Genomic DNA, 9,553 nt, shown 5'->3' on the forward strand with positions numbered 1-9,553 from the left:
TCTCTATGATTTCATTACTTTATTTCATTTGAGCAAATGCTGCTTCTGCATCTGCATTACTAATCGCTCCTAATTGAATCTTAGCAATTTTACCCTGTGAATCAATTAGATACTCTGTAGGGATGCTTCGAATTTGATAAGCTTGAAAAACAGCTCCTTTTGTATCATATAAAACAGGAATGTCTTTATAGCCTTGTTCCTCAAACCATTTTGGAAATTGCTCTACAGTTTTTTCACCTTGAAGTCCTGGCGCAATGACAGATAAAATTTCGAAATCACGATCTTCCTTAGCAGCAAGCTCCATCAATTCTGGCATACTCTTCTTGCATGGTCCACACCAAGATGCCCAAAATTTAAGATAAACTTTTTTACCTTTATAATCAGATAATTTGACTTCTTTTCCATCCATAGATTGAAGGGTGAAATCAGGTGCTTCTGCTCCAATAGCTACTTGCTTCACAGTTGTTTGCTGCTGCGGTTGACTTGTTTGATTTTGTTTACTTGATTTTTCCTCTTCCTTGCCACAAGCAATCAGAAGTAAGAGAGACAAGAAACCAAGTCCAAAATAGATAATTTTTTTCATAGATAACTCCTTTTATCCTAATATTCCAGATAAGACATTTAACTGTCCCAACATTAATAAAATTCCCATGAGAATGATCAATAAACCACCAATTTTCTTCAATAAGACTATGTGGGACTTGATTCTACTAAAATAGGGCATGACAAGACCTGATGCCAAGGCTAATACTAAAAATGGAAGCGCCATTCCGAGAGTATAAATGAGGGTTAATAGGGCCCCTTGTAGAGCTCCATTTCCTCCTGACGCAGCCAGTGCTAAAACAGAACTTAAAACTGGACCGATACATGGAGTCCAACCAAAGCTGAAACTGATTCCCAGTAAAAAGGCCGACAGATATTTACTAGACTGTTTTTGATTAAATGTTACAGTTTTTTGTACCTCCAATTTTTGCAGATGAAAAATTTCCATCTGATGCAATCCCAGTATGATAATCATGATTCCCATAACATAACGGAACCAGTCAGCATAAAATAAATTCCCAAGGAATCCTGCTCCAAATCCAAGAATAAAGAAAATGAGAGAGATACCAGCAATGAAACAAAGGGTACGAATCAATCCTGACCAGGCAACATCCTTACCTAAAAAACGAAATGTCTTTGACTTCTCTTGATCATCTAGCAGGACACCTGCATAGACTGGTAACAAGGGAAAGATACAGGGAGAAAAGAATGACAAGACCCCAGCTATAAAGACAGAAATAAAAAATAAAATACTTTCCAATTAAGAACCTTCCTTCATATATTCAATTTATATTTTACTACAAAAGAAGATGTTTGTAAGAAATCCGCTACGCAAATTTGATTTCAACTCTAAGGTATTAAAAAAGGAGCTCAGCTCCTTTTTTTATTAATAAGTTCCCTCTTCACCTTGACTTGTCAAGATTACAGGACCATCTTTGGTGATAACAAACTGATGTTCGTACTGACATGACAGGCCACCATCAATTGTTTTGTGAGCCCAGCCTGTTTTCATATCTGTATCGATTTCCCAATCACCTGTATTGATCATAGGTTCAATGGTTAAGACCATACCTTCACGAAGGCGAAGACCACGACCTGCGATACCATAGTTTGGAACCATTGGTTCTTCGTGCATAGTTGGACCAACTCCGTGCCCTACAAGATCGCGAACAACTCCGTAACCACGACTTTCAGCATATTCCTGAATAGCAGCTCCGATATCTCCGATACGGTTTCCGACAACAGCTTGCTCAATTCCCTTATACATTGCTTCCTTGGTGACATCCATCAAGTTTTTAACTTCTTCTGACGGTTTACCAACAGCATAAGCCCAACAAGAATCAGCTAAACCACCCGTAAAGTTTTGGGTATATTTTTTCATCTGTTCAACGTTGTTAAAATTGAGCTTAGAAACATTGAGGTCAGACTTAGCGATTGGCCCACCAAGAACCATATCTACTTTCAGCAAATCGCCTTCCTTCAAAATATAGTGGCGTGGAAAAGCATGGGCTACTTCGTCATTAAGCGAACAACAAGTTGCGTATGGATAATCCATCATTGCCCCATCAACACCAATTTGAAGAGGGAGGAAATTTTCTTCTTTACAACGACGACGCACATATTCTTCTACTTCCCACATATCTACACCTGGTTTGATGATGTCACGCAAACCGATGTGAATACTGGCAAGAAAATCGCCAGCCTTATCCATTGCTTCGATTTCTCTAGCTGATTTTAATGTAATCATGTTTTCTCCTAGTTTTAATTAATTTTTACAGTAACATTTGCTTTTGATACGATTTGATGATTGATATAAATGTCATAGTCAATAATGGCTGACCTTCTCGTATGATGAATAATTCTAGCCTGAATTCGCAAGATATCATCAATCTGAACAGCCTGTAAAAAGTAAATCAACATCTGTTCAATGATGAGATTACGTCCACTATTCACGACCAGATCCTGCGTCATATGGGTCAAAATTTCTGAAAGAACTCCATTTGCAAGGACCCCATTTTTTTCCAACATAAATGGTTCAACCGTAATGACAACTTCATCATGGTGGTAAGATAACTTCTGACCAACCTGTTCTGAAAATGTTGGTAATGCTGAAACTTGAGAGCGGCTCATCTTTTCCATGACATCCCGTCTAGTAATAACACCAAGTAAAGTTTGATTACTTCTCACAACAGGTACCATTTCAAAGTCTTCAGCAATCATTCTCTGGCTAACGTTAGCGATATTCGTCGCTAAACCAGTCATATAGACTGTCCTTGTCATGACCTTATCTATCGTTGTACCAGGTGATTTATCTCCAGCATCACGCATAGTAACTACACCAACAACTACCTGATGCTGATTGATGACAGGGAAACGGCTCGTTCTATTCTTACGAACCAAGTCTAGATAATCTTTGACAGTATCTGTTTCCTGTAGAAATCCATATTCATGACTAGTACGATAGATTTTTTCAACCGTCAAAATATCTGTCTTGATCTGAACGTTGGACAAAGCTCTGTTGATCATAGTCGCAATTGTAAATGTATCATGCTTACTGCGTAATACTGGAATATTTTTCTTATTGGCAGATTCTAAAACATCTTCGTGAACTTCAAATCCACCTGTTACCAAGACAGCATTTTCATTTTCAAGTGCTAATAACTGAATACGTGTTCGATCTCCTACGATAAGTAAGCCACCATCATGAAGATAAGAAAGAATATTCTTTTCAGTCATCGCTCCAATGGAGAATTTACTAAATTCTCTGTCCAATCCAGCTTGACCAGCTAAAACTTCCGAGCCTGTAACTTCTGCAATTTCTGCGAACGTTAATTTCTCAATAGCTACTTTTTTTGACTTTACACGTACTGTTCCACTTCGAGGACGTGTTTCAACAAGTCCCCTATTTTCAGCTTCTTTGATAGCCCGATATGCCGTACCATCACTTACTCCCAGCCGATTTGAAATACTACGAACACTGACACGCTTCCCAACTGGTAATTCTTCCAAGTAGGCTAATATTTCTTGGTGTTTACTCATTTAGATTTCCTTTTGTATAACGGAATTCTAGATAATCCCGCATCTTTCGGGTATAACGATCGCTACCTTTAAAACGACGATAAAGAACAAAATTTGATTTTTCTGCTACTTTCTGACTAGCAACATTTTCTAGATGTGTCACAATCGAAAGTTGCTTCAATGCAAATACGTTTATGGATAAATCTCGTAATTTAGTCACTGCTTCCGTCATATATCCTTGAGACCAATAATCTTTCCTTAAAAAATAGCCAATTTCTGCTTCTTTACGGATTTCATCCAGCTTTTCAAACTTGATGGCTCCAATCATCTTCTGTGCTTTCTTATCACAAATCGCCCAAATTCCCAAAGGTGATTTCATAAAGTAGTTAGCAAGAGCATATTGACTTTCCTCAATGCTGGCTTGCGTAGGAAAAATAAATTGGAGATTTTCAGGGTCTGATGCTAGAGCATGAAAGTCATCTACATCCGTAAAAAAGAATGGACGGAAATACAAACGTTCCGTCTCATAGAAAGAATACATTGCTAATTTTGTCCAGATATTCATTGTGTTCCTCAAAATGGCTAATCTTCGATTAGCTCAATATCTGCTCCAAGGTTACGTAATTTCTCAATAATATTTGAGTAGCCTCGTAGGATGAACTCTACACTAGTAATTTCTGTTCTACCTTCAGCCATTAATCCAGCAATAACCAAGGCTGCACCTGCACGTAAGTCAGTCGCTCTTACACTTGCACCGTGTAAAGAATTACCACCCTTATAGATAATGTGATCATTAGTCGTTGTAATATCTGCGTTCATTTTAGCTAATTCAAAGACATGGTTGACACGTTTTTCATAAATGGTATCAATCAGTGTCCCTCGTCCTTCTGCTCTCAACAAAAGTGGTGTAATCGGTTGTTGAAGGTCTGTAGCAAATCCTGGATATGGAGCAGTCTTGATATTAACAGCTTTTAGATTTTTCTGCTCTTCAACAAAGATACTATCTTCAGAAACAGTCATATGAACACCCATTTCTTCAAGTTTCGCAATAAAACCTTCTAAATGTTCATAAAGTACATTGTTAATAAGAATTCCTTGTCCCACAGCAGCAGCTAAAGAAATATAAGTACCAGCTTCGATACGATCTGGAATAACTTGATGACGTGTGCCGTGTAGAGATTCAACACCATCGATAGTAATCATATCCGTACCTGCACCACGAATATGAGCTCCCATATTATTTAACAAAGTAGCTACATCAATAATTTCAGGCTCTCGAGCAGCATTTTCAATGACTGTACGTCCTTGAGCTTTTACTGCTGCAAGCATCGTATTAATAGTTGCTCCTACACTTACAGTGTCCATATAAATACTAGCACCCTGTAACTTAGAACCATTAGTTGAGAGATTCATATTGTCTCCCTCATAGGTTGTCTTAGCACCCATAGCTTCAAAAGCTTTCAAGTGCAAGTCAATAGGACGAGGTCCCAAGTCACATCCACCAGGCAAACCTACTGTTGCTTCACCGAAGCGTCCAAGAAGACTACCGTAGAAATAATAGGATGCGCGAAGACTGTTAATCTTACCGTATGGCATTGGTTTATTTTGAACACCACGAGGATCAATTTCTAGAACGTCATCATAGCGCTTGACACTCGCACCCATAATTTCCATAATATCAACCAAACTAGCGACATCGGAGATATCTGGAACACAATCCAAAATAACTACATCATCTGATAAAATAATAGCAGGAATCAGAGCAACTACACTATTTTTTGCTCCGCTAATGGTTATCTCACCCTTTAATGGACGTCCACCGTTAATGACTATTTTTTTCATTATTTTTTATATACTCTTTCACTATTTATTCATAAGGTCTCACCCTATATTATACCATATTTCCTTCTTATTATCTATCATAATAAATCAAATAAGCTCCTTAAGATTTTATTGATTTAAAACAATTTCTCAAGTAAACTTTAAAAATAACTGATACTAATATTGTTCAAGAAAAAAAGCTTTCCAAAAATCTTGGAAAGCCTTATTTAATGTTTATTTTGCGATTGGGTAAACAGAAACCTGTTTCTTATCGCGACCTTTACGTTCGAAACGTACTACGCCTTCAACTTTAGCGAACAAAGTATCGTCTCCACCACGTCCAACGTTTACACCTGGATAGATGTGTGTACCACGTTGACGGTAAAGGATTGATCCACCAGTTACAGTTTGTCCGTCAGCTGCTTTAGCTCCAAGACGTTTAGCTTGTGAATCGCGTCCGTTTGATGTAGAACCTCCACCTTTTTTGTGGGCGAAAAGTTGCAAGTTGTTAAGAGTCATTTTTAACATAATGTTTTCCTCCGTGTTAGTTTTCTGTGATAACTCTGGTTTGGACGAACTCAGAAGAGTTCTCCGATAAGTTTGCCATACCTAAGAAAAATGATTCAAAGAATAATTGTGTCATTTCTCTCTGGTGAGAAGGAAGATCTTTTGGAATTTCAACCATCAGATAGCCACCTTCATCTTCGTTTAATTCTAAGATTGGTTCATAGCCTGCAAATTTCTCAATGGAATTGATAAAGTTTATGGCAAGCGTAGAAACCGATGCACACACGACATCTAGGCCGTATTCGCCACTCTCGGCGTGTCCAGTAATCTCCGCACTCCTCAGCTCGCCATCTTCGGCTCTCTCAAAGACTGCTTGTATCATGTGTTCTCCTTAAAATTAAGCGTTGATTGCGTTGATGACAACTTTAGTGTATGGTTGACGGTGACCTTGTTTACGGTGGCTACCTTTTTTAGGTTTGTACTTGTAAGTAACAACTTTCTTTTGTTTTCCTTGTTTTTCAACAGTTCCAACTACAGTAGCTCCAGAAACAAGTGGAGTTCCGACAACAGTGTTTTCACCACCAACAAGAACAACTTCGTTAAAAGTAACTTCTTGACCAGCTTCAACGTTCAATTTTTCAACGTAAACTGCTTGACCAACTTCAACTTTAACTTGTTTTCCGCCAGTTTTGATAATTGCGTATGTGCTCATTATGCACCTCCTATGATTTTTTGGGGTTTCCCCGAATTTTTGTGAAGACTCGCCTAGCATCGTGGGACGAACCACTTAAAAGAAGAGCTCTTAGTATAACAAAGAATAAACTAGGAATTGAGCCGAAGACATAACTTATGTTAGGCAAGGCGATAATGACAAAGTTTAAATTTGTTATACGACGAGCAACGATGTTCGTGCGGTTGCACAGGACTGTGCATAGTCAACTCTTCAAGTATAGCATGATTCCTAGTTTTTGACAAGTATTTATCATCGAATTTAAACTTTTTCTCTTATTTTTTTCCTCCAAGATGCAAAAAGCATACTTAGATAAAAAATACTCATCATGATTGGAATCCCTAAAATTGTTTTTTCTTCATAAAAAATACTCAGATAAGCTGATACAACAACCCCAATCACAAAACTCGACAGCAAGCTAACAAAGATGAGACCTTCTCTTAAAAAAGGTGTATGTTTTGTGCGAACATATTCGCCAAATGCTAACATTGTTCGTTTGATATTTCCAGTCATAAAAGCATTGTTGTATGCAATTCCTGAAACTTCTCCGAATGCTGTTGTTACAAGTCCCATACAAAATGCTAACGGTGGTACTATATATATATTATCAACCGTCAAGGGAACAAATCCTATTATCAAAGATAAAATTGCTAGTGGAATAAGGGATAGAATTGGTTTTCTTACAATCCTCAACTTTTCTTTATAGACTGTCAAGAGGAAGACACCTACCATGAAGGAAATCAAGGTCATTACCTTGGCACTGGCATCTGAAACATTGTCCTGAATGAGACCAACGGAAAGGAAAACGACATTTCCCGTTTGGCCTGCAACTAGAGTATTCCCACGTATGATAAAGGTATAGGCATCTACATAACCCGCACAAAAAGTCAAAAAAAGCGCCAATCGTTTTGAATGACGAGAAATTTTTCTCATAGGTAATAATCTCATACTACACTCCTATTTTTTCTGAATCTATTGTACCATTTTTTGAGGAAAATTCGAAGTGTCAAACAAAAGAATTGTCTCCCTTTGGCTAGTTTAGTCTATCTGTGATATAATGAAAGCAGTCATTACTTGTAGAAAAGGAGATTTCATGCTTAAACTCGGTATTATCGGTACTGGTGCAATCAGTCACCACTTTATAGAAGCTGCTCATACTAGTCAGGAATTCCAGTTAGTGGCTGTTTATTCAAGAAAGCTCACGACTGCTCAGCAATTTGCTAGTTCCTATACAGATGTTAGTCTATTTGATAATTTAGAGGATTTCTTCCAGTCTGATTTTGATATTGTCTATATCGCAAGTCCCAATTCTCTGCATTATACTCAAGCCAAGCTTGCTCTAGCATCGGCTAAACATGTTATCCTTGAAAAACCAGCGGTGACTCAACCACAAGAATGGCAGGATTTAGTTGAAATAGCTCAAGAAAATCAATGTTTTATCTTTGAAGCAGCAAGAAACTATCATGAGGAAGCTTTCACAACTATAAAAAAATTTTTAGTAGATAAGGAGGTTTTAGGGGCAGACTTCAACTATGCCAAGTATTCTTCTAAGATGCCAGACCTTCTTTCTGGAAACACTCCAAATGTTTTTTCAGACCGTTTTGCTGGTGGGGCTCTCATGGACTTGGGAATTTATCCGATCTATGCTGCGGTTCGCTTGTTTGGAAAGGCACTTGATGCGACCTATCAAGCTCAGCAACTTGACAACACCATTGATTTAAATGGAGATGGTATCTTATCTTATCCCGGTTATCAAGTCCATATCAAGGCTGGTAAAAATATTACTTCTAATCTGCCTTGTGAAATATACACAACAGATGGAACCTTGACGCTCAACACCATTGAACATGTTCGCTCAGCTATTTTTACAGATCATCAAGGTAATGAAACACATCTACCTATTCAGCAGGCACCTCATACCATGACTGAGGAGGTCGCTGCTTTTGCTAACATGATCAAGCAGCCAAACCCAGAACTTTACCAAGCTTGGTTAGAGGATGCATCACACGTCCATAACCTAATTTACACCATGCGCCAGACTGCTGGCATTAGATTTGAGGCAGAAAAATGAAAACCAAACTACCTACAGAATGGCTAGAGCTAACCGAACAACTCGGCTTTCAAGAATTCACCCCCATTCAAACTCAGCTTTTTGATCCGATTTTAGACGGTCAAACCCTCCTTGGAGTCAGTCCAACTGGTACAGGAAAAACTTTAGCTTATCTCCTGCCAAGTCTTCTCCGTCTCCAAAAGAAAAAAGCGCAGCAACTATTGATTTTAGCACCAAATACTGAACTGGCTGGTCAGATTTTTGAGGTAACTAAAACCTGGGGTGAAGCAATTGGCTTGACTGCTCAACTATTCCTTTCTGGTTCGAGTCAGAAACGTCAAATCGAACGACTTAAAAAAGGCCCAGAAATCCTTATTGGAACTCCTGGGCGTATCTTTGAACTGATCAAATTGAAAAAAATCAAGATGATGAATGTGGAAACGATCATTCTTGATGAGTTCGATCAGTTGCTAGATGATTCTCAAATTCACTTTGTTGAGAAAATCACTCACTACGCACCTCGTGACCACCAACTCATCTATATGAGTGCCACTACCAAGTTTGACCAAGATAAGATTGCGCCTAACACGCGCACCATCGATCTCTCTGATCAAAAATTGAACAACATTCAACACTTCTACATGCAAGTAGACCAACGACACAGAGTTGATATGCTTAGAAAACTGGCACATGTCGAGGATTTCCGCGGACTGGTATTCTTTAATAGTTTGTCAGACCTCGGAAGCGCTGAGGAAAAATTGCAGTATCGCGATGTTTTAGCTGTTTCACTAGCTAGCGATGTCAACGTTAAGTTCAGAAAAGTTATTCTCGAAAAATTCAAAGACAAGCAACTAACACTGCTTCTTGCAACAGACCTTCTAGCT

At 38.4% G+C, this 9,553-nt stretch carries 12 protein-coding genes; 2 read left to right on the forward strand and 10 right to left on the reverse strand.

The window, feature by feature from the left end; genetic code table 11:
* Positions 1-19 precede the first annotated feature (19 nt).
* The 10 genes from sdbB to SINDD18_RS04000 form a co-directional block, all read right to left on the reverse strand.
* Positions 20-583 carry a thiol-disulfide oxidoreductase-associated lipoprotein SdbB gene (gene sdbB / locus SINDD18_RS03955; protein WP_061863165.1) on the reverse strand — a complete coding sequence of 188 codons (564 nt, stop codon included), beginning with the start codon at positions 581-583 and terminating at the stop codon, positions 20-22.
* 12 nt (positions 584-595) lie between these two features.
* Positions 596-1,303: a thiol-disulfide oxidoreductase-associated membrane protein CcdA2 gene (gene ccdA2, locus SINDD18_RS03960; RefSeq protein ID WP_061863166.1), complete on the reverse strand. Its 708-nt coding sequence runs from the start codon at positions 1,301-1,303 to the stop codon at positions 596-598.
* A gap of 126 nt (positions 1,304-1,429) precedes the next feature.
* Positions 1,430-2,290, reverse strand: a complete 861-nt coding sequence (locus tag SINDD18_RS03965; protein WP_045763436.1) for a methionyl aminopeptidase — start codon at positions 2,288-2,290, stop codon at positions 1,430-1,432.
* Between the two features lie 14 nt (positions 2,291-2,304).
* A complete protein-coding gene (spxR, locus tag SINDD18_RS03970) occupies positions 2,305-3,582 on the reverse strand; it encodes a CBS-HotDog domain-containing transcription factor SpxR (RefSeq protein WP_061863167.1) in 1,278 nt (425 codons plus the stop codon).
* The gene (locus SINDD18_RS03975; protein ID WP_061863168.1) at positions 3,575-4,126 is read right to left on the reverse strand and encodes a GNAT family N-acetyltransferase; all 552 of its coding nucleotides are present in this window, start codon (positions 4,124-4,126) and stop codon (positions 3,575-3,577) included. The genes spxR and SINDD18_RS03975 overlap by 8 nt, the downstream gene beginning before the upstream one ends.
* A 17-nt stretch (positions 4,127-4,143) precedes the next feature.
* A complete protein-coding gene (locus tag SINDD18_RS03980) occupies positions 4,144-5,403 on the reverse strand; it encodes a UDP-N-acetylglucosamine 1-carboxyvinyltransferase (RefSeq protein ID WP_061863169.1) in 1,260 nt (419 codons plus the stop codon).
* A 213-nt stretch (positions 5,404-5,616) separates the two neighbouring features.
* Positions 5,617-5,910, reverse strand: coding sequence for a 50S ribosomal protein L27 (gene rpmA, locus SINDD18_RS03985; protein ID WP_000916509.1), 294 nt, complete (start codon positions 5,908-5,910; stop codon positions 5,617-5,619).
* 16 nt (positions 5,911-5,926) lie between these two features.
* The gene (locus SINDD18_RS03990; RefSeq protein WP_000613699.1) at positions 5,927-6,271 is read right to left on the reverse strand and encodes a ribosomal-processing cysteine protease Prp; all 345 of its coding nucleotides are present in this window, start codon (positions 6,269-6,271) and stop codon (positions 5,927-5,929) included.
* Between the two features lie 15 nt (positions 6,272-6,286).
* Complete coding sequence (rplU, locus tag SINDD18_RS03995) at positions 6,287-6,601, reverse strand: 50S ribosomal protein L21 (protein ID WP_003007734.1); 315 nt, start codon at positions 6,599-6,601, stop codon at positions 6,287-6,289.
* A 279-nt stretch (positions 6,602-6,880) separates the two neighbouring features.
* Positions 6,881-7,567, reverse strand: coding sequence for a YoaK family protein (locus tag SINDD18_RS04000; protein WP_061863170.1), 687 nt, complete (start codon positions 7,565-7,567; stop codon positions 6,881-6,883).
* A gap of 145 nt (positions 7,568-7,712) precedes the next feature.
* On the opposite strand from SINDD18_RS04000, the gene SINDD18_RS04005 reads away from it, so the two are divergent.
* A complete protein-coding gene (locus SINDD18_RS04005) occupies positions 7,713-8,690 on the forward strand; it encodes a Gfo/Idh/MocA family protein (RefSeq protein ID WP_061863171.1) in 978 nt (325 codons plus the stop codon).
* Positions 8,687-9,553: DEAD/DEAH box helicase (locus SINDD18_RS04010; protein ID WP_241497330.1), on the forward strand; the 867-nt coding region annotated here is incomplete at its 3' end. The genes SINDD18_RS04005 and SINDD18_RS04010, both read left to right, overlap by 4 nt.

This window comes from Streptococcus infantis, from assembly GCF_001579645.1.
GTDB classification, from domain to species: domain Bacteria; phylum Bacillota; class Bacilli; order Lactobacillales; family Streptococcaceae; genus Streptococcus; species Streptococcus infantis_E.